Origin of the sequence: Nocardia sp. N2S4-5, assembly GCF_044628355.1 — a bacterium.
Lineage (GTDB): Bacteria > Actinomycetota > Actinomycetes > Mycobacteriales > Mycobacteriaceae > Nocardia > Nocardia wallacei_B.
This window is the reverse complement of the sequence record NZ_JBIUPM010000001.1, coordinates 4,121,976-4,142,073: the sequence shown is the minus strand read 5'-3', so window position 1 is coordinate 4,142,073 and position 20,098 is coordinate 4,121,976. Positions and strand designations below refer to the sequence as shown.

General features: G+C 69.8%; 16 protein-coding genes. 5 read left to right on the top strand and 11 right to left on the bottom strand.

Going from position 1 to position 20,098, the window contains the following annotated elements:
• Window positions 1–758 precede the first annotated feature (758 nt).
• Window positions 759–1,943 carry a lipase family protein gene (locus ACFMRZ_RS18865; RefSeq protein WP_400180184.1) on the top strand — a complete coding sequence of 395 codons (1,185 nt, stop codon included), beginning with the start codon at window positions 759–761 and terminating at the stop codon, window positions 1,941–1,943.
• Between the two features lie 67 nt (window positions 1,944–2,010).
• On the opposite strand, the gene ACFMRZ_RS18860 is transcribed toward ACFMRZ_RS18865, so the two are convergent.
• The 4 genes from ACFMRZ_RS18860 to ACFMRZ_RS18845 form a co-directional block, all read right to left on the bottom strand.
• Window positions 2,011–2,658 carry an ammonium transporter gene (locus ACFMRZ_RS18860; protein WP_400180183.1) on the bottom strand — a complete coding sequence of 216 codons (648 nt, stop codon included), beginning with the start codon at window positions 2,656–2,658 and terminating at the stop codon, window positions 2,011–2,013.
• A gap of 214 nt (window positions 2,659–2,872) precedes the next feature.
• Entirely contained in the window at window positions 2,873–3,610 is a 738-nt protein-coding gene (locus tag ACFMRZ_RS18855) for an energy-coupling factor transporter transmembrane protein EcfT (RefSeq protein ID WP_280273324.1), read from the bottom strand.
• Window positions 3,607–5,745 (bottom strand): ATP-binding cassette domain-containing protein, encoded by a 2,139-nt coding sequence (locus ACFMRZ_RS18850; protein ID WP_400180182.1) that lies wholly within the window; start codon window positions 5,743–5,745, stop codon window positions 3,607–3,609. Before ACFMRZ_RS18850 ends, ACFMRZ_RS18855 begins: the two co-directional genes overlap by 4 nt.
• Before the next feature lie 55 nt (window positions 5,746–5,800).
• Complete coding sequence (locus ACFMRZ_RS18845; protein WP_400180181.1) at window positions 5,801–7,264, bottom strand: flavin-containing monooxygenase; 1,464 nt, start codon at window positions 7,262–7,264, stop codon at window positions 5,801–5,803.
• Window positions 7,265–7,349: 85 nt separating this feature from the next.
• Between ACFMRZ_RS18845 and ACFMRZ_RS18840 the strand changes: the two genes are divergently transcribed.
• Window positions 7,350–8,447, top strand: coding sequence for an AraC family transcriptional regulator (locus tag ACFMRZ_RS18840; protein WP_400180180.1), 1,098 nt, complete (start codon window positions 7,350–7,352; stop codon window positions 8,445–8,447).
• 16 nt (window positions 8,448–8,463) lie between these two features.
• Here the strand turns inward: ACFMRZ_RS18840 and ACFMRZ_RS18835 are convergent, their stop codons facing one another.
• Both ACFMRZ_RS18835 and ACFMRZ_RS18830 read right to left on the bottom strand, forming a co-directional pair.
• Entirely contained in the window at window positions 8,464–9,243 is a 780-nt protein-coding gene (locus ACFMRZ_RS18835) for a metallophosphoesterase (RefSeq protein WP_400180179.1), read from the bottom strand.
• A 77-nt stretch (window positions 9,244–9,320) separates the two neighbouring features.
• Window positions 9,321–10,070: an RluA family pseudouridine synthase gene (locus ACFMRZ_RS18830; protein ID WP_400180178.1), complete on the bottom strand. Its 750-nt coding sequence runs from the start codon at window positions 10,068–10,070 to the stop codon at window positions 9,321–9,323.
• Between the two features lie 125 nt (window positions 10,071–10,195).
• Here ACFMRZ_RS18830 and ACFMRZ_RS18825 point away from each other — a divergent pair, with 125 nt between their 5' ends.
• A complete protein-coding gene (locus ACFMRZ_RS18825; RefSeq protein WP_400182904.1) occupies window positions 10,196–11,749 on the top strand; it encodes an amino acid permease in 1,554 nt (517 codons plus the stop codon).
• Here ACFMRZ_RS18825 and ACFMRZ_RS18820 read toward each other — a convergent pair.
• The 5 genes from ACFMRZ_RS18820 to ACFMRZ_RS18800 form a co-directional block, all read right to left on the bottom strand.
• Entirely contained in the window at window positions 11,746–13,098 is a 1,353-nt protein-coding gene (locus tag ACFMRZ_RS18820; RefSeq protein WP_400180177.1) for a wax ester/triacylglycerol synthase family O-acyltransferase, read from the bottom strand. The genes ACFMRZ_RS18825 and ACFMRZ_RS18820 overlap by 4 nt on opposite strands.
• A gap of 136 nt (window positions 13,099–13,234) precedes the next feature.
• Window positions 13,235–15,034: an acyl-CoA dehydrogenase gene (locus tag ACFMRZ_RS18815; protein WP_400180176.1), complete on the bottom strand. Its 1,800-nt coding sequence runs from the start codon at window positions 15,032–15,034 to the stop codon at window positions 13,235–13,237.
• A 79-nt stretch (window positions 15,035–15,113) separates the two neighbouring features.
• On the bottom strand, window positions 15,114–15,695 hold the full coding sequence (locus tag ACFMRZ_RS18810; RefSeq protein ID WP_400180175.1) for a TetR/AcrR family transcriptional regulator: 582 nt from the start codon (window positions 15,693–15,695) through the stop codon (window positions 15,114–15,116).
• Window positions 15,692–16,912 carry a cytochrome P450 gene (locus tag ACFMRZ_RS18805; protein WP_400180174.1) on the bottom strand — a complete coding sequence of 407 codons (1,221 nt, stop codon included), beginning with the start codon at window positions 16,910–16,912 and terminating at the stop codon, window positions 15,692–15,694. The genes ACFMRZ_RS18810 and ACFMRZ_RS18805 overlap by 4 nt, the downstream gene beginning before the upstream one ends.
• A gap of 44 nt (window positions 16,913–16,956) precedes the next feature.
• Complete coding sequence (locus ACFMRZ_RS18800) at window positions 16,957–17,634, bottom strand: phosphoribosyltransferase (RefSeq protein ID WP_280361425.1); 678 nt, start codon at window positions 17,632–17,634, stop codon at window positions 16,957–16,959.
• Between the two features lie 223 nt (window positions 17,635–17,857).
• On the opposite strand from ACFMRZ_RS18800, the gene ACFMRZ_RS18795 reads away from it, so the two are divergent.
• Together ACFMRZ_RS18795 and ACFMRZ_RS18790 are read left to right on the top strand one after the other, a co-directional pair.
• Window positions 17,858–19,129: a hypothetical protein gene (locus ACFMRZ_RS18795; protein ID WP_400180173.1), complete on the top strand. Its 1,272-nt coding sequence runs from the start codon at window positions 17,858–17,860 to the stop codon at window positions 19,127–19,129.
• Window positions 19,126–20,094: a glutamate ABC transporter substrate-binding protein gene (locus ACFMRZ_RS18790; protein ID WP_400180172.1), complete on the top strand. Its 969-nt coding sequence runs from the start codon at window positions 19,126–19,128 to the stop codon at window positions 20,092–20,094. The genes ACFMRZ_RS18795 and ACFMRZ_RS18790 overlap by 4 nt, the downstream gene beginning before the upstream one ends.
• Window positions 20,095–20,098: the final 4 nt, after the last annotated feature.

The window sequence follows — 20,098 nt, the reverse complement described above, 5'->3', positions numbered from 1 at the left end:
ATATCCGGCCGGATCGGACGCAATATGACCGCCCGAGTCGAGGTCGGCTCCCTCGTACTCGGTGGCTGCCCGGCCGAGTTGGTGTGCCGTCGACCCAACCGCGTTGCTCAAATTGTCGATGACGGTCAGGGTTGTGTCCGCGGCGGGCCGGTACCAGTCTTCGAAAATCTCGCCGACGTCGTCCGCACCCCACGGTGTCCCTGTCTCCGCGAGATTTTCGCGTAGCTGCGCACAGGCTAGGTGTAGCTGATCGTGGATTTCCTGTAGCCGAAGTGCCTTGGTATGCACCGATTCGAGGTCCACCGCGAGCGGATCAGGCATGTCCGGTTCCGTTCGGCATGACCCACTCAACCTGGTTACTCATGTTTCCGCACCACCATCTGGTACCCCGACGTAGTCTGCGGACTTCCCGCAAACGGACTCCGACAACTTCTTGGACGGACAATCCGGCTGTCTGGTTCCTGCGAGTTCCGCAACGGCCGCACCGGGGGTGTGAATCGAATAGACCGAGCATCCGCCACTTCGAGACATGACCTGGCCACGCCCCGCTCGGGGCGCGGATGGCGGGTCTCCCTTCTGCTTCGACTTTGTAATGGCCGTTGACCTGCGTGTTTCTGTCGGGTTACGGTGAGTGGCCCGATGATGTGAAGTGTTCGGTGCGGACCCGTGACCGGGGTGCCCGCGCGTCGGTGTGCGGCGAGGTGGGAGGTGCGATGGGTTCGGGGCACAAGGGATCGGCGTATCGGACAGGCTTCACAGTGGCTGTCCTCGCGGTGACGGTGTTGCTGGCAGTGCTCTCGGCACCCGTTGCGCGAGCGGATATTCCGTTTCCGGACGACGATCCGTTCTATGCCGCGCCGGGCGATCTCGCGGAGCAGCCGAACGGCGCGGTGCTGGGAGCGCGGCCGATCTCGCTGCTCGATCTGCCGATACCGGTGTCCGCCTGGCAGATTCGCTATCGGACCACCGACTCCGCGGACCGCCCGCTGCTCGACGTGGCGACGGTGATCGTCTCGCCGCTGCCGTATCCGGGCCCGCGGCCGCTGCTGTCGTACCAGGTGGCCGAGGACAGTCTGGGCACCCGGTGCGCGCCGTCGTACGCCCTGCGCGGCGGCCGTGATCCGGGCGTGGTGAACACCATGCTGGACCTGCCGTTTTTGACCGAGACGCTGCGCCGCGGCTGGGCGGTGGTGGTCGGCGACTACGAGGGACCGCAGTCGCGCTTCTTCGACGGCCCGACCGCCGGACGCGCCGTGCTGGACGGGATTCGGGCGGCGCGCTCGTTCCCGCCCGCCGCGGTCGGTGCGAGTCCGGTCGGCGCCTGGGGATACTCGGGCGGCGCGTTCGCGACCTTGTGGGCGGCGGAACTGCGTGCGCGGTACGCGCCGGACGTGCGGTTCGCGGGCATCAGCTCGGGCGGTGTCCCGACGGATATCCCGGCGATCGCGCAGCGGGTCGACGGGGGCGTGCAGGCGGGTCTGGCGCTGCTGATTCTGATGGCCTTGGCGCGCAACGATCCCGACTCCGGGCTGCTCGAGCTGCTCAACGACCGCGGCCGCGCGCTACTGGCCGAGAATGCGACCGCGTGCGGATCCGACCTGGTCCCCAAGTACGCCGGGGCTCGGGTGGACGATTTCGCCGTCGTCCCGAATGTGCTGGCGCACCCGGTTTTCCGGGCCGCCGCGGCGGCCCACGAACTCGGCGCGACCGTTCCCGACACGCCGCTGTACCTGTACCACGGCATCACCGACGATCTGATTCCCGTGGCCGGATTCACCAGGCTCGTCGAGAACTACTGTGCCCGGGGCGCGAATCTCACCGCCGTGCACTCACCGTTCCCGACCCACAACGGCGCGGCCATCGGCGAGGCGTTGGGCGGTATGAACTATCTCTCCGACCGTTTCGCGGGAGTGCCGCCGCCGGTGGGGTGTGTGGTTCGCTGACACCGGGTTTCGGTGTGGCGTGGGCCGCCCCGCGGGCTCGGGCGCGCGGGGCGGCTGCGGCGCTGGGTCAGCGGCCGAGAACTTCCATCCACTTGGTCGTGCCCGGCGGCGCGGACAGGGTGCCGATGAGATCTATGCCCGCGACGATCAAGGTCGGTCCGCCGACCACCAGAGTGCCGATGATGCCACCGATGGCGGCGCCGGTGAGAATCGTCGCCGGCTCCAAGGGCAGAACGGCTAAGCCGAGCGCCAAACCGACCAGCGCCCCCAGCGCCGTGCCGATGAATCCGCCGACCGCCGTGGCGATGCCGAACTGGGATCCGAAGGACTGCATGGCGAGCTGATTCTCCATGAGCGAGGCCACGGGTTGCACCGGAGCGGGCCGGGCCGCGGCCACGTTCTTTACGGCGGTCAGCTCCAATACCTGGCCCTCCGACCGCACCGCATGCGGCAGCGGGTATTCCAACCCGTCCTGGCGGACCGACAGCGGCAGCGTGACGAGCGTATTGCCGTCGGCCGACTTCACGTCGACGGTCTGTTCGTCACTCGACACCTCGAAGAAGCCGCCGTGCAGGGTGGTCTGGACGGTGTTGCCTACCAGGGTCGTCTCGTAGCGCACTTCGGGTGCGCCGGGGGACGCGTGGACGGTGCCGGCCCCCACGGCAACACCCACGACCACCGGCAGCGCCGCAGCGGTGAAATTGCGCAGTTTCATTTTTCAGTTTTTCCAATCTTCATCAGGTACTCGTTGTTGTCGGAAGCCCCCCGGACACGCGCTTGCAACAACCCCTGACATCAAGTCACCCCTGGTGCGGCGCGGGCCCGTCGACCCGGCTACACGACGTGTGTAACTGTACCGTCACCAGACGCGTCCGGGTACCGGAAATCGCTCCAGAGAGAATCTCTTTCGGTGTACCGGCGAGTTTGCTCTACGTGAGAACGTCCACCAGGACCGCGCCCGCGCACACGACGACCACCACCGCCAGCGCGATCGCGTCGCGCCGGCCGGGCCCGGCGGGGTGCGCGGTGAGCTGCCCGGTGCCGCCGCGCGCGGTGATGGCCTCGCCCAGTTCCCCGGCCCGGCGGGTGGCGACGGCCATGGCGGCGGTCAGGATGTCCAGCAGCGGGTTCACCGCCGCACGTTGCAGCGCCGAATCCTTCGGCCGCAGCCTGCGGGCGGCCCGCAGCACCCGCATCTCGTCCAGCAGCAGGGGCAGGCCGCGCAGCGTGAGCGCCACGACGACGGCCCACTCGTCCACCGGGATGCGCAGTTTCCGCAGGGGCGCGCCCAAGGTCGCGAGCGCCGGGGCGATCTCACCCATCGGCGTGGTCCAGGCGATCAGGAACGACGTGGTCACCAGGACCAGGCCGAACACCACCACCTGCGCGTACCGCAGCACGGCCGCGCCGCCGACCGGAACATTGACCAGCGCCCCGACCAGCAGCATGGCCCAGAACCACCACGGCAGCCGCGGCAACGTCCCCAGCGGTAGCCGCGCCACCAGCCCGACGACCACCAGGAACAGCACCGTCATGCCGATCACCGGCCACGACGGCAGCACCATCAGCAACACGCTGATCAGGAACGCCGCGATCATCTTCGTCCCGGCCCACATCCGGTGCACGGGACTGTCGACCGGAACCTGGCGCAGCAGCACGGTACTCATGAGGGATCTCCGGGTGCTTCGGGGCGCTGGATGTGCAGCCGTGCGAAGGTGGCGGTCGGCTCGGCGGCCGACTCGGGGCGCTGCTCGCCGGTCGCGGCGACCGAGTGCGGCGCGGTCTCCAGGATGCGACCGGACCGCAGATGCACGGTGCGGTCGCATACGGCCGCCATATCGGCGACGTCGTGCGAGATGACGATCAGGGTCAACCCGGAATCCCGCAGGCGGGCAAGCAGTTCCACGACCTCGGCGCGGCCCTCCGGATCCAGTCCGGCCAGCGGCTCGTCCAGCACCACGACCTGCGGCCGGGCCGCCACGATCGCGGCCAGCACGACCCGCTTGGCCTGCCCGCCGGACAGCGATTCGATGGACCGTGAGGCCAGCATCCGGTCCAGTCCCACCGCGTCGAGCGCCCGCCCGACCGCGCCGGAACCGGTCCCGCTGCCGCCCCAGTCCTCGATCTCCGCACCGACGGTCTGGCGCTGCAGTTGCAGCCGGGAATGCTGGAAGGCCAACTCGACGGCCCCGATCCGGCGATGCACCGGCCGGGTCCGGGTGGGCTCGCGCAGCGTGCAGGTGCCGGCGGTCGGGACGATCAGCCCGGCCATGATCCAGGCCAGCGTCGACTTGCCGGAACCGTTGCCGCCCACCACCAGCAGCGCCTCGCCGCGGCGCACCGTGAGATCGACGCCGTGCAGCGCCGCGGCCGACCACGGCGTGCCGCGGTTGTAGGTGTGCCGCACCCCGTGCAACTCCAGCAGCGGTTCGCCCATCGGCCGGCGGCGGGCATCACGGACCGGCCGCGGCCAGGCCGGCAACCGCTCGACCTGACGGCCGCCCGACAGGTGCACGACCCGGTCCGCGGCCGCCGCGTCGGCCTCGTGGTGCGTGACCAGGACGACCGCCATCCCATGCCGCTGGGGCAGCGCCGCGAGCAGGGCGACCAGTTCGCGGCGGCCGTCGGGATCGATCATCGAGGTGGCCTCGTCGGCGATGAGCAGCGCGGGTTTGCGGGCGAGGGCGGCGGCGACGGCCAGGCGCTGCTGCTGCCCGCCGGACAGCGTCGCGGTCTCGGCCCGGCCGAGCGCGCCCAGACCGACCTCGTGCAGCAGCGCCTCGACATCGACCTGCGCGGCGAGTTCGGGCGGCAGCCCCCACACCACGTCGTCGGCGACCAGCACGCCCAGCGTCTGACTCTCGGGCCGCTGCAATACCAGTGCGGTGCCGCCGAGCACGCCCAGTCCGGCCGATCCGGGCCGCTCCACGGTCCCGCCGGTAGGCGGGCGCCCGGCCAGCACCCGGGTCAGCGTCGACTTGCCCGACCCGTTGTGCCCGACCACGGCAACGAATTCGCCGACTCGCACGGTGAGGTCGATCCCGGCCAGCGCCTCGGTCCGCGCGCCCGGATAGCGGAACGACACGTCGCGCAGCGTCACCGGCAGCGGCTGAACCGGCCGGTCGTCGACCGGTGCGTCGAGCCGGTCCACGCCGGGCAGCCAGGCCAGCCGGTCCAGCACCGAACCCAGCGCGTACCAGGAGAAGATCGCGGTCGCCACCATGCCGCCCAGCACACCGGCGCCGACGAAGACCCACCACCAGCGCAGTATCAGGTCGGCGACATCGGCGACGGCATGTCCGGCGCCGTCCAGCCGGGCCTGCCCGGCGAGGTTCTCGAACCCGCGCGACGCGTTGCGGATGTTGTCGAACAACAGGTTTCGTGCCGTGGAGAAGATCAGCAGCCAGCCCAGCACCACCGCGGACCAGATCAGTCCGGCGGCGAGCGAGAGCCCGAGCACCGCCGCCAGGCCGCCGCGACGCCGCTTGACGCTGCCGACGATGCCGCCCAGCGTCGCCGCGCTGACCACCGTGATCGCCGGTACCAGCCCGCCCGCGACGAACGTCACCAGCGTCGCCGCCACCGTCGTGGTGACGATGGCGCGCAGGCGGTAGCGATGTGCGAGCAGGCCCAGCGGTACGGCGGCGACGAGATTCAGCGCCGCCGCGAACGGGATCACCGAACCCAGCGTCACGAGTCCGACGGTGACGCCGCCGAGCACCGCTCCGGTCGCCAGCTCGATGGGGCGCAGCGGACCGTGCACGGGCGTCGGCCCGGTGCCGGGCTGGGGTGGAGCGGTCACGGGTCAAGTCTGCCAGTTCGTTTCTGTGACATCTCTGGCATGAGCGCCGTCGAGGTCAAGAAGGGATTACGAGGTCGTAGTCGGCGGGGTTCAGCCGCCGGGTGCGCAGTCGGTAAGAGGTGACGGTGCCGGGCCAGTTGTTGGTGATGCGCCCGGCGGCGTCGCGGTACCAGCTGCTGCAACCGGTCCACGGCGTGCGTTGCAGGCGGCGCTGGGTGTGGTCGTCGAACTCGCGCGCGACCGCGGCCCGGACCTCGAGCCCGCGGCCGGGATGCGCGGCGAGGTAGGCCAGGGCTTGGCGGATGTAGCGGGCCTGGCATTCGATCATGTAGACGATGGAGCCGATGCCGAGGTTGGTGTTCGGCCCGTACATCAGGAAGAGATTGGGGAACCCGGGCACCGCCATGCCGAGGTAGGCGCGGGCTCCGCCGATCCACGCCCGATCCAGTTCCGCCCCGCCGCGCCCGGTGATCCGCATGGGCCAGAGGAATTCGCTGCCCTTGAAGCCGGTGCCGTAGACGATCACGTCGGCGGGATGCACCTCCCCGTCCGTGGTGCGGACCCCGCCGGGCACGATCTCTGCGATCCCGGTCGTCACCACGTCGACATTCGGCTGGGTGAGCGCCGGGTAGTACTCGTTGGAGAACAGCACGCGCTTGCACAGCACCGGATAGTCGGGTGTGAGTTCGGCGCGCAGTTCCGGATCGGGCACGTCGCGGCGCAGCGCGCGGTGGCCGAGCCAGGTGGCGATCCGCCGGATGGGCGGGAACGTCGCCAGGCCCAGCGAGAGGAATTCCAGGAAGCACCACACCCACAGCCGCTGCGCCAGGCGCAGGCCCGGCACGTGCCGGAACAGGGCGTGGTGCACGGGCCGGTACTCCCGGTCGGTGCGACGCACCACCCAGGCCGCCGTGCGCTGGAACAGCGTCAACCGCGCCACCTCCGGCTGAATCGCGGGCACGAATTGGATTGCGCTGGCCCCGGTTCCGATTACGGCGACGCGTTTGCCGGTCAGTTCCACCGAGTGGTCCCACAGCGCCGAATGAAAGGAGGGGCCCGCGAAGGTCTCGCGTCCGGGGATGTCGGGCAGTCGCGGCCGCGACAGCTGCCCGACCGCGGAGACGACCACGTCGGCGGTGTACACCGCGCCGTCGGCGGTGCGCACGGTCCAGCGTCCGGCGGCTTCGTCGAAGGCGGCCTCGGTGACCTCGGCCCCGAACCGGATCCGCTCCAGCAGCCGGTGCTTGCGGGCGATCGCGCGCAGATAGTCGTGGATGTCGGTGCGCCCGGAATAGCGATGCGGCCAGTCCGGCCGCGGCTCGAACGAGAACGAGTACAGCGGCGAGGGTACGTCGCAGGCGGCGCCGGGATAGGTGTTCTCCCGCCAGACCCCGCCCAGGTCGGCGGCGCGTTCCAGAATGGTGAACGCGCCGAACCCGTTGCGCTGCAGTTCCAGTGCCATGCCCAGGCCACCGAATCCGGCGCCGATGATGATGACCGACGGCGTTGTCGCGGGCATTGTGGTGCTCCTCACATCATGCTTCTCATCCTTACTGTAGGGAGGGTCGGCGAACTAGATCGACATATTCGGCCATAATCGCGGTATGGCAACCGTGCAGCACCCCGGCATTCGCAACTGGGACTTCCCGCGTGGGGTGGCGAGCGTGGCGCTGATGGTCGGCTACGCCCGCGAGCACGGCCTGCCCGCCGCCCGCATGCTGCGCGGCACGGGACTGTCCGAGCGCGTCCTCGCCGACCCGGACGTACAGATCGACGCGCATACCGAGCTGGCGGTGGTCCGCAATCTGGTGCGGGCGCTGGCCGAGGACCGTCCGGCGTTGGGCGTCGAGGTGGGCCGCCGCTACCGCATCACCACGTTCGGCATCTTCGGCTTCGCCTGCGTGTCGAGTCCCACACTGGGCGAGGCGATCTCGTTCGCGCTGCGTTTCCTGGAGCTGAGCTTCACCTTCTGCATCCCCGTAACTCGCTGGGAGCCGGAGGAATTCGTCGCCGACATCCACGACGAGCTGGTGCCCGCCGACGTCCGGCGGTTCCTGGTCGAGCGCGATGTGCTCGCCATGCACCAGGTGATGACGGATCTGCTGGGACGCCCGCTGGAACTCATTCGCGCCGAATTCGACTATCCCGAGCCCGATTACGCGGATCAGCTGGCCGAGATCATCGGGGTGCGCCCGCGGTTCGGGCAGCCGCGGAACCTGTTCTCGCTTCCGCCCGAGATCCTGGAACAGCCACTGCCGCAGGCCAACGAGCACACCTGGGCGATGTGCCTGGCCCAGTGCCGGGACCTGGTGCACCGGCGGCGGGCCCGCACCGGTATCGCCGCCGAGGTCCGGGAGCGGCTGATGCCGCGCGGCGGGGCCGACGGCTTCGCCGCACCGCCCGGAATCGACGCCGTGGCACGCGATCTCAACATGAGCACCCGCACCCTGCGCCGCCACCTCGACACCGCGGGCACCAGTTACCGCGCCCTGCTGGACGAGGTGCGCCGGGCGCTGGCGGAGGAGATGCTCACGGCCACACCGCTGTCGGTGAGCGATGTGGCGATCCGGCTGGGTTACGCGGAGGCCTCGACGTTCATCTACGCGTTCAAGCGCTGGACCGGCACCACGCCGTCGGCCTACCGCCGCGAGCGGGTGGCGGCCAACGGGCTGGCCGCCGGGTCGCCGTCACGCCGATTCTGAAGTGTCGCGGCGTAATTCAGCGCGGCTGCACGCCGATCCGGCCGCCCATCGGGACGATTCGTACGATCGAGGTCAGCCGGTGTCCGTCGACGGCGTGCAGGACCAGCGAGGGGTCGGGGCCGTAGTCGATGGGGACCTCTCCCGGACTGCCCACCTCCCACTGCCCGCCGATCAGCGACGCCACGCTGGGCGCGACCACCAGTTGCCGCCCGCCGAACAGCGTGGTCGCCATCGAATGCATATGCCCGGTGACGACGCCGACGATCCGGTCGTCGGCGGCGACGATCTGCTCCAGGCGCTGCGGATTCGCCAGCCGGATCGGGTCGACCACCGTGCTGTACATGGGCATCGGCGGGTGGTGCAACGCGAGCAGCACCGCGGAGTCGGCGGGGGTGTCCCGCAGCAGGTCGGTCAGCCAGGCGTAGGTGTCGTCGGACAGTTCACCGCCGCTCTCACCGGGGATGGTCGAATCCAGCAGCGCCACGGTCAGCCCGTCCAGGCGCAGAGCCTGGTTGATGGGCTCGTAGGAGGGCGGTCGGCGCAGCAGCACTTCGCGCAGATTGGCGCGGTCGTCGTGATTGCCCGGCAGCACCCACACCGGGACGTCGGCCCGCAGCGCGGCGCGGGCCTGCTCGAACTCCTCGGCCTTGCCGGAGTCGGTGATGTCGCCGGTGACCAGGATCGCGTCGGGCCGGTGCGGCAGGCCGGCGAGGTAGGCCATCACCCGCTCGACCCGCTCGGAGTTGTGTGTGTGCAGGTCGAAGTGGGTGTCGCTGAGCTGTGCCAACACAATCATCGGCGTCCGCTTTCTCGTGGGAATCGCGCCGTTGCGCCCGGGCGTGCCTGGTCGGCACACCCATCCAGGGTAAATGGCTAGCGGCCGCCGAGTGCCTCGGCCGCCGGTGTGAGCGTGGTCTCGCCGACGGTCCAGAAATCCGGGCCGGGCGGGGCCTCCAGGTCGAGCACGGCCGGGGTTCGCCAGGGCGCGTCCAATCGCAGCCGCCACGAATGCAGGTGGGTGCGCGGATACCGGCCGGACTTGTCGAACAGCGGATCGCCCGCGATCGGATGTCCGATCCAGGCCAGATGGACCCGGATCTGATGGCGTCGACCGGTGATCGGGCGGACCGCGAGCACCGTGTACTCGCCGGCGCGCAGCACGGTCGTGAATTCGGTGCGGGACGGATAATTCTTGCCCGCCAACAGGTCTCGTTCGTCCACCTGCCAGCTCCCCGCACTGTGCGCGATGCTGTCGCGGGGCGCGGCGATCCGCACCCGGTTCTTGCGGCCCACGCTCAACGGCAGGTCGATGACGCCCTGGTCGGGCAGGCCGGTCGAGGCGGTGATCGCCAGATAGGTCTTGTCGGCCGTGCGCTTGGTGAACTGCCGGGTGAGCTGTCCGTGCGCGCCGAGGTCCTTGGCCAGCAGCACCAGCCCCGAGGTCACCTTGTCGATGCGATGCACCGGATAGAGCGTCTCGCCGTATTCGGCGGCCAGTTCGACGATGTCGGTGTCGTGCCGCTCGCCGGTCACCGAGATCCCGTCGGGTTTGTTCAGCGCGAGGATCGCGGCGTCCTCCTCGAGCAGGCACCGTTCTCGCAACTGTGGCCATCGCGTATCCACGGCCCTCACCCTAAGGTGCGCCTCGCGATGATTTACCGTAACGTCACTTACCGCTGTTGAATGAACCGCTACATGACGGTACATTATTGCGCGACATGATTTGACTCACAGTTAGGCCCATGGTCATGGCTTCAGTCCGGCGACCTGTGGAACTGTCGGCGCTGGCGGATGCGTTGCACGCGGAAGATGCCGGGTATCGAAGATCCCTGCACGCGCGGCAGCTGCAGATGATCGCGATCGGTGGCGTCATCGGGACCGGGCTGTTTCTAGGCGCGGGCGGGCGGCTGGCGGGCGCCGGGCCAGGGTTGTTCCTGGTGTACGCCGTGTGCGGCATCTTCGTGTTCTTCATTCTGCGTGCGCTCGGTGAGCTGGTGTTGCACCGGCCCTCGGCCGGCTCCTTCGTGTCCTACGCGCGCGAATTCTACGGCGAGAAACTGGCTTTCGCGGTCGGATGGACTTATTTCTTCCACTGGTGCATGACCGGAATTGTCGACATCACCGCCATCGCCACCTATTTCCGGTATTGGGGCGCGTTCGAGGCGGTGCCGCACTGGCTGCTCGCGCTCCTCGCACTGGTCGCGGTGGTGTGCACCAATCTGATCTCGGTGCGCTGGTTCGGCGAACTGGAGTTCTGGGTCGCGCTCATCAAAGTCGTTGCGCTGGTCGGTTTCCTGGTGATCGGCACGGTCTTCCTGGCCGGGCGGTTCACGATCCACGGCGAGCACACCGGCGTGGGCGTGCTGACCGAACACGGCGGGCTGTTCCCCACCGGAGCGCTGCCGCTGATCACCGTGACGACGGGTGTCGTATTCGCTTACGCCGCAGTCGAACTGGTCGGGATCGCTGCGGGGGAGACGCGCAATCCCGAGGATGTCATGCCGCGCGCCATCAACTCGGTGATCACCCGCATCGCCGTCTTCTACGTCGGCTCCCTGATCCTGCTCGGACTGTTGTTGCCCTACACCGCCTTTCGTGCGGGAGAGAGCCCGTTCGTGACCTTCTTCGCGGGCATCGGCCTGCCCGCCGCCGGTACGGTCATGAACCTGATCGTGCTGACCGCGGCGTTCTCCAGCCTCAACGCCGGTCTCTATTCGACCGGCCGGATCCTGCGTTCCATGTCGATGAACGGCAGCGCCCCGGGCTTCGCGGCGCGGATGTCGCGCAGCGGCGTGCCGTACGTCGGCATCCTCGCCACCGGCGCGATCGCCCTGATCGGGGTGGGGCTCGACGCGGTGGTGCCGAATCAGGCGTTCGAGATCGTGCTGAACGTGTCGGCGCTCGGCACCATCGTGTCGTGGACGGTGGTGCTGCTCTGCCAGTTGCGCTTGTGGTACCGATGGCGGCAGGGCGTGGCGTATCGCCCGAAGTTCCGGCTGCCCGGCACGCCGTACACGAGCATCTCGGCGCTGATCTTCCTCGCGGCCGTGGTGGCGCTGATGGCCTTCGGCGGCACCCCGGTGCAGCGCACGGCGGTGCTGGCGCTGGTCGCGGTGCTCGGTCCCGCCCTGGTCTGCGGGTGGTTCCTCGCGCGCCGAAAGGTGCTGCGCATAGCGGAGATTCGGCACGGCCACGCCGGGCAGTTCCCGGTGCTGGCCGAACGGCCGTGGCCGGGCCGCCCGGAGGAGCCGGAGGTCATCGTCGAGGAACCTCGCGGCAAGTTCCCGGAGGACCGGGTCTAGGTCGCGGCGTGCGCCAGTTCCGCCAGCGCGGTCTCCAGGTGGCCGATCATGCGGGGTAGGTGCGGGACCGAGCGACGGCAGGCGACCAGACCGAAGTCGAGGGTGTCCGCGGTGGACGTGACGGTGATGTTCACCGCCTGACCGTCGAACGGGATCGACAGCGGGTAGTTACTCTCCAGCCGGGCGCCCTGCAGATACACCGGTTTGCGCGGGCCGGGGATGTTGGAGATCACCAGGTTGAACGGAACTCGCGGCAGCGCTTCGAAACCCGGCACCAGCGTCATACCCAGCGGGGACATCAGCAGCCCGGACAGCGCGATCGCCTCCAGCTGCGGCAACTGCTGGAAGACCCGCTTGGACCGCCGCATCGACGCGCTGATCGCCGCCAGCCGGGCCGCCGGGTCGGCGAGGTCGGTCGCGAGGTTGCACAGCACCGCCGCCACCAGATTCCCGTCCGAGTCGCCGTCGGCGGCGCCGCGCAGATCGACCGGGACCATCGCGGTCAACGGCTTGTCCGGCAACGCGTTTCGCTCCAGCAGGTAGGAACGCAACGCGCCCGCCGACATGGCCAGCACCACATCGTTGACGGTGGCGCCGGTGGCGCGGCGCACCGCGTGGACGCGTTCCAGCGGCCAGGAGCCGACCGTCACGCTGCGCGCGCCGCCGATCGGGACGTTGAACATCGAGGGCGGCGCCGACAGCGGCAGTTCGAGCTGCCGCTCGGCCAGCGCGCGGGTCGCCGCGGCGGTGGCGCCGACGCCGGTTGCTATGCGCGGCAGCGTCTTTCGCAGCTGTTCCCACATCCCGACGGCCGCGTCGTCGGAGACGTCGGGACGGCCCTGCGTCCACGGGACGCGCAGGCGGGTGTCGTACGGGTCGTCGGTCAGCGTGCGCTGTAGCAGCCGCAGCGCCGACACCCCGTCCATGAGTGCGTGATGGACCTTGACGTAGATCGCGAACCGGCCGCCGGACAGCCCCTCGATGATCCGGCCCTCCCACAGCGGCCGGTGCCGATCGAGCAGGCCGGAGTGCAGCCGGCCGACCAGATCGAGCAGTTCGGTGCGGCCGCCGGGCGCGGGCAGGGCGCTGCGTCGCAGGTGATAGCCGAGATCGACGTCGTCGGCGTGCGACCAGGCCAGGCTGGAGAAGCCGCCCAGGATGCGGCTCTGCCGACGCCGGAAGCGGGGGCGCACGTCGGTCGCCGCCCTCGCCTCGTCGTACAGGTCGTGCACGAAATCGTCGGTGGCTTCGGGCGGCGGCTCGAATACTTGCAAGCCGCCGACATGCATCGGATGCTCGCGGGATTCTATTGCCAGAAAGATCGCGTCGATCGGATTGAGAAGGTCCATCGGTTCCGCCTATACCGGGTGGGCTCCAGGCCCTTGCGGGTACGGGACGGCATCGTTGCCACCACGAGGTCGAATACGTAATACCCTAACACCGCACGTATTTCGCATTGTCGCAAAACCGGCGGTGGAGCGCGGCTTACAGGCAGTCGTCGTCGAGGTCGAGAGTGGTCCGATCGAGCGAGTCGAGCAGGTCGAACAGCGGGGCCGTGCGCGGCAGCTCCCACCGGTAGAAGTACCGGGTTGCCGCGCGTTTGCCGTCGTAGAACGAGCCGGTGCGGCCGTGCGCCGCCACCGCCTGCTCCAGCCAGATCCACGCCAGCACCACGTGCCCGAACGCCTCCAGGTACGCGGCCGAATTGGCCAGCGCCGGTGCGGGATCCAGATCCTTCCAGAGCAGTCCGGTGGTGGCGACCACCCGGCCGGCGGCCTGCTGCAGCGCGTCGGCGTAGTCGCCCAGCTCGCCGTCGGCGGTGGCGCGCGCGGCCGCGACGGTCGCGCCGATCGTCTCCAGCAGCAGCGTCAGCGCCGCGCCGCTGTCCGCGGTGACCGCCCGCCCGAGCAGGTCGAGGCTCTGAATGCCATGTGTGCCTTCGTGGATCGGGTTCAGCCGGTTGTCGCGGTAATGCTGCTCGACGTCGTAGTCGCGGGTGTAGCCGGCGCCGCCGTGCACCTGGATGGCCAGATCGTTGGCCGCCAGGCACCACTGGCTGGGCCAACTCTTCGCGATCGGGGTGAGCACGCGCAGCAGTGTCGACGCCCGCTGTATTTCGGATTCCGCTGTGGCGCTGCGTTGTTCGTCCACCAGCGTGCCGCAGTACAACTGCAATGCCAGCGCGCCCTCGGCATAGGCCTTCTGCGCCAGCAGCATTCGCCGCACATCGGGGTGGCGCACGATCGGGATCTGCGCGGTCGCCTGGCCGCGGGCGGTGGCCGGGCGGCCCTGCGGCCGGTTGCGGGCGTAGTCCAGCGCCTTCAGATATCCGGTGTAGCCGAGCGCGGTGGCGGCCAGGCCCACGCCCAGCCGTGCCTCGTTCATCATGTGGAACATGTAGGACAGGCCCCGGTTCGCCTCGCCGACCAGGTAACCGACCGCGCCTGCCTGCCCACCGGGGGTGAAGGCGCCGTCGCCGAGCACCGGCGCGGTGTTGACCGTCCCGCGCCACCCCATCTTGTGATTGATGCCCGCCAGCACGATGTCGTTGCGCTCGCCCACGGAGTCGTCCGCTCCGGGCAGGAACTTCGGCACGATGAACAGCGAGATGCCGCGGGTGCCCGCGGGCGCGTCGGGAATGCGCGCCAGCACCAGGTGGACGATGTTCTCCGACAGTTCGTGGTCGCCGCCGGAGATCCACATCTTGCGGCCGAACAGTCGGTAGGTGCCGTCGTCCTGCGGGACGGCCTTGGTGGTGATGTCGGCCAGGCTGGAGCCCGCCTGCGGCTCCGACAGCGCCATGGTGCCGAAGTAGCGGCCTGTCAGCATCGGCCGGACGAAACGATCGATCTGGTCCCCGTCGGCGTGCGCCGCCAGCAGATTCGCGTTGCCCATGGTCAGCATCGAATAGCTGGTGGTGGCGACGTTCGCGGCGTAGAACCACGCCATGCACGCGGAGAACACGGTATAGGGCAGTTGCATGCCGCCCACTCGTTCGTCCATCGCCGCGCCGACCAGGCCCGCCTCGCCGAACACGTCCAGCGCCTGCTTCACCGCCGGCAGGATGTGCACCTTCTCGCCGTCGAAGGTGGGCTCGTGCAGGTCGCTGTCGCGGTTGTGCGGGGCGAAGTACTTGGTCGCCAGCTCCCGGCTCAGGCTCAGCACCTGGTCGAAGGTCTCGCGTGAATGCTCGCGGTAGCGCTCGCGGGCGGTCAGCCCGGTCACGTCCAGCCACTCGTAGAGGAGGAACTCGATATCGCGGGCCGACATGATCAGCGAATCCATGCTCACCACCCTTGTGCGCCCGGCGATCGGGCGCAACCCCCGGCAACCCCGCTACCCGCGCAGGCCCGAGCGGTGCGGATCAGGGATGTGTGGCGGTCACCGCGGGCGCCACGAACCGGTGCAGCAGCTCGCGTTCCTCGGCCTCGTCGCGGCCGGGGACCGTCAGCAGCGACACGATGATCCGGGTGAGCCAGCGCGCCCGCAGCGACAGCTCCCGTTGCGCCACACCGTCTTCCGAGTCGAACAGCGAGCCCCCGATGGCCTCGATCACCTCCGAGGTCTCGGCGATCTCGGAGGTGAGGCCCGCGTCGCCGGGGCGGAACCAGGCGATCAGCAGCGGGTCCGAACGCACCGCCCGCAGCGCCGCCAGGACGCCCGCCACCACCCGGTCCGCGGGCGCGGCGGTGTCCTCGATCTCGCGCAGCACGGCGGCGCCGATGCGGCGGGCCTCGCGGTGCACGAACGCCAGCCGCACGGCCTGCCGACTGTCGAAGTATCGGTAGAGCGTCGCGCGCGAGCAACCGGCGGCCTTGGCGATATCGGCCATGCCCGTGGCGGCCACCCCGCGTGCGGCGAACAGCTCGGCGGCCGCGTCGAGGATGCGCTCGGCGGCGTGCACCGCCCGCGGTTCGCTCGACCAGCGCCGCTCGGTCCCGCTCACGCCGCGGCTCGGAAGGGGACGCTGACCGGCCACCGCACGTAACTGCCTTCGGTGTAGCGCACCTTGTCGAGGTCGACGGTGAAGTCGGGGCAGCGCGTCAGCAGCTCTCGCAGCGCGATGGTCGCCTGCATGCGGGCCGCGGCCGCGCCGAGGCAGTGGTGGTTGCCGTTGCCGAAGGTGAGGATGTTCTTCGGTCGCCGCAGTATGTCGAGTTCGCCTGCGTCCGCGCCGTATTCGCGCTCGTCGCGGTTGGCCGACGCGTACAGCAGCAGCACGCGGCGCCCGGCGGGGATGGTGACACCCTCGATCTCCACGTCCCGGGTGGTGGTGCGAGCCAGTCCCTGCACCGGCGAGGTGAGCCGCAGGAATTCGTCGATCGCGCCGGAGAGCAGGTCCGGATCGTCCAGCAGCAACCGCCGCTGCTCCGGGTACAGCGTCAGCAATTGCACAGCGCCGCCGAGGTTTCCGGTGGTGGTGTCGTTCCCGCCGGTGATCATGGTGAAGGCGAAGCCGAGGATCTGCAGCACGCCGCCGACGTCGCCGTCCTCGGTCAGGCCCGAGGCCAGCAGGTGCGAGATGGTGTCGTCACCGGGCGCGGCGCGGCGGCGGTCGATGAGCGCCGCGAAGTACTGGCTCAACTCCCTGACCGCGGCCTGCGCCTGTAGTACCCCACCGGTGGCCGAGGCCGCCACGATGGCCTCGCTCCACTCGTCGAACTTGGTCCGATCCTCTTCCGGCACACCGAGGTAATGCGCGACCACCATCGTCGGCAGCGGTTTGAACAGCTCGGCGGAGAGGTCGCCGCCGCCCGCGGCGCGCATCCGCTCGATCCGTTCGGCGACGAATTCCCGGACCGCCGGGCTGATCTCCTGCACCTGACGCGGCGTGAACCCCTTGGCCACCCGGCGGCGGAACACCGTGTGATCCGGCGGATCGGTGAACACGAAGGGCCGGTTCTCGCCGAGCCCGATCTCCGACAGGTTGTTGTAGTCGACGGTCAAACCCTGTGCGGAGGAGAACGTTTCGGGATCACGGACCGCGTCGTACACGTCGGCGTACCGCGAGAGCACGTAGTAGTCCTCGTGTGCGCGGTCCTCGGGGACCACGTGGTGCACCGGGTCGAACTCACGCAGCGCGGCGTACATCGTCCACGGGTCGCGCCAGCTGTCGCCGGAGCGGAGGCGGAACCGAGCTTCGTGAGACAGATCCTCGTGCATGTCTCGACGGTAAGACAAATACGGCTATATGTCTAGAACGTGTTTCAGACGGTGCGAATCGGATGGGTGGGCGGCCGATCGCCCAGTTCGCCCGCCGCGCGGTCCAGCAGAGCGCGCACGGTGTCCTCGCTGACCTCGTCGAAGTGGCGGTACCACTGGCCGATGGTGTGGAACAGCGCCGGTGTCTCCAGGCAGATCACGTTGTCGGCGGACCCCGTCAGGGCGCGGATCGGGCGGCAGGAACCCACCGGCACCGCGAACACCACCCGGGCCGCGCCGCGGGCCCGGGCCAGTTCGCACGCCGCTCGCGCGGTGTTGCCGGTCGTGACGCCGTCGTCGACGAGCACCACGGTGCGGCCCGCGATCCGCGGCTGCGGCCGCCCGCGCCGCAGCCGAGCGCTGTTGCGTAGCACCGTCTCTCGAGCCTGGCGTTCCACCCGGGACCGCTCGGGCGGGCCGATGAAGGCCCGCACCACCAGGTCGTCGTCGACCACGCGCACACCGGATTCGGCGACCGCGCCGAACACCAGCCGGGGCCGGTCGGGAACCTCCAGCTTGCACACCACGGCGACGTCCAGCGGCACCCGCAACGCGGTGGCGACCTCGAAAGCCACCGGCATGCCACCACGCGGCAACCCGAGCACGATGGTGTCGGGCCCGCGGAAGGCGCGCAGGCGTTCGACGAGCCGGCGGCCGGCCTCGCGGCGATCCAGGAAGGGCATCCGTCTCACCCTGACAGTCGTGAAAGGAGGGTCGAGTCGCGTCGTCGGACTCGGAAGACAGGTGGGTACTCTACGCCCGCGCGGGCGTCGGCAGGGTCGAAACGGTCGCGAACTTCTCGCCTTTCGGTCTCGGTTTCGGCCCCCGTGCGGTCGCCCGGCACATCGGTGGCGGCTCCCGTACGATCGCGATCGGAACTCCTGGTGGACCGAGGGGGAGGGGAGTGTGGGACTTCGCCTACCGGCGCCGGTCCGCAACGGTGCGGAATGGTTGCGGCGCTTCGCCGCGACGACCCCTGGCGCGATCGTCGTGATCGCCGTCGCGGCCGTCGTGCTGTGCCTGCTCTCCGGCCTGGTCTGCGCGAACGAGTTGAGCGCCAAGACCGCCCGGCGCGACGCGGCGCTGCAACGCTCCGAGCCGCTGGCCGACGCGGCGCAGCGGCTGTACGTGGCGCTGTCCGCCGCCGACGCCTCGGCCGCTACCGCGTTCCTCACCGGCGGCATCGAATCACCGCGGATCCGCGGGCAATATCAGCAGGCCCTCGCCGACACCGCCGACGCGCTGGCCACGGCCACCGCGGGCGGGGGCGACGCGCAGACCCGCGAGGTCGTCGCGCGCATCTCGGCCGATCTCCCGGTGTACACCGGCCTGGTGGAGTCCGCGCGGGCGAACAACCGGCAGGGCTTCCCGGTCGGCTCGGCCTACCTGCGCGAGGCCTCGGGCCTGATGCAGAACTCGCTGCTGCCCAGCGCCGCCCGGCTCACCGAGCAGCGCCACGCCGCGCTGCGTGCCGACCAGCGCGCCGTCACCGGCCCGCCGTGGGCGGCACTGGTGTTGCTGATACTCACGCTGGCCGGTGCGGTGGTCGCGTCGCGAATGCTGGTGCGGCGCACCAACCGGCTGTTCAATCCGGGCCTCGCGGCCGGAGCGGGCGCGGCGGCGCTGGCACTGCTGTGGATCGTGCTGGCGACCGTCATCTCGAACGAGGCGATCGACACGGGCGGCGGCGGTCCCACGGCGCACAGCGAGAACCTCGCGCAGGCAAGGATTCTCGCTCAGCAGGCCCGCACCGACGAGACCCTCGAGTTGATCACCCGCGGCGATACCAAGGAGACCGAGGAGGACTTCAAGACCAAGACGGCGCAGCTCGACGCCGAGCTGTCCAGTGTCGTGGGCGCGGATTCGCCGATGCGGCAACAGTTCTCGCAATGGACCGGCGGGCACGAGCGGCAACTCGAGCATTACAACTCCGCGAACTACCCGGCAGCGGTGGAGCAAGCGATCGGCTCCGGCCCGGAGTCGTCGGCCCAGCGCTTCGCTCAGCTGGACACCTCGCTGCGCGAGGGGCTCGAGCGGACGCGGGCACAGCTGCGCGATCAGATCGACGGCGCGGGCGACGCGTGGATCGGCGGCGCGGCAGGCACATTGGTGTTGCTGGTGGTCGCGGCCGGCGTCGTCGTCACCGGATTGTGGCCGCGGCTGAAGGAGTTCCTGTGAACACACGGGTGCTGCGCGCGGGACTGGTGGTCGCGTCGATCGCCGTACTGGCGGCCTGTGGCGCGGATCCGGCCGTGCCACGCTCCGGCCCGGCGGTCGCGGTGAATCCGTTGCCGCCCAAGGCACGTGAGATCACCACGCCCCCTGGGGCCGACCGCAGCTGCGATGCCGAGGCGAGCCTGCGACCCGGCCCGCAGCCCAATCCCGGTGCGATGCCGCCGGGTTCGACGATGGCCCGCATCGTGCAGAAGGGCCGGGTGACGGTGGGCGTCGACCAGAACACCTACCTGTTCGGCTTCCGTGATCCGGCCACCGGTCAGCTGGAAGGCTTCGACATCGATCTGGCCCGCGAGATCGCCCGCGACCTGTTCGGCGATCCGGATCGCATCGAACTGCGCTCGGTGTCCACCGCGGAACGGCTGCCCGCCTTGCAGAACAACCAGGTCGACCTCGTGGCCCGGACCTTCTCGGTGACCTGCGAGCGCCGCCGCGAGGTCGCCTTCTCGGCCGTGTATTACAAAGGGGCGCAACGCATTCTGGCACCCCGCACCGCCGTTATCCGCGCGCTGCCCGATCTCGCGGGCAAGCGGGTGTGTGTCACCTTCGGCGCCACCTCCTCCGGTCCGCTGTTCACCCTGCCGAACCGCCCCAAGGTGCTGGGCGTGGACAACTGGACCGACTGCCTGGTCGCGTTGCAGCAGGGTCAGGTGGACGCGATCAGTACCGACGAGTCCATCCTGGTCGGACTGGCCGAACAGGACTCCAACCTCCAAGTCGTCGGTGACCCACTGGGTTTCGAGAACTACGCGGTCGGCGTACCGAAGGGCCAGGACGACATGGTCCGCTTCGTCAACGGCGTGCTCGACCGGATCCGCGCCGACGGCACCTGGCAGCGTCTGTACGCCGCCCACCTCGGTGCGCTCGGACCATCCGCGGGGGCGCCGGCCCCGCGCTACAGCGGATAGGTGG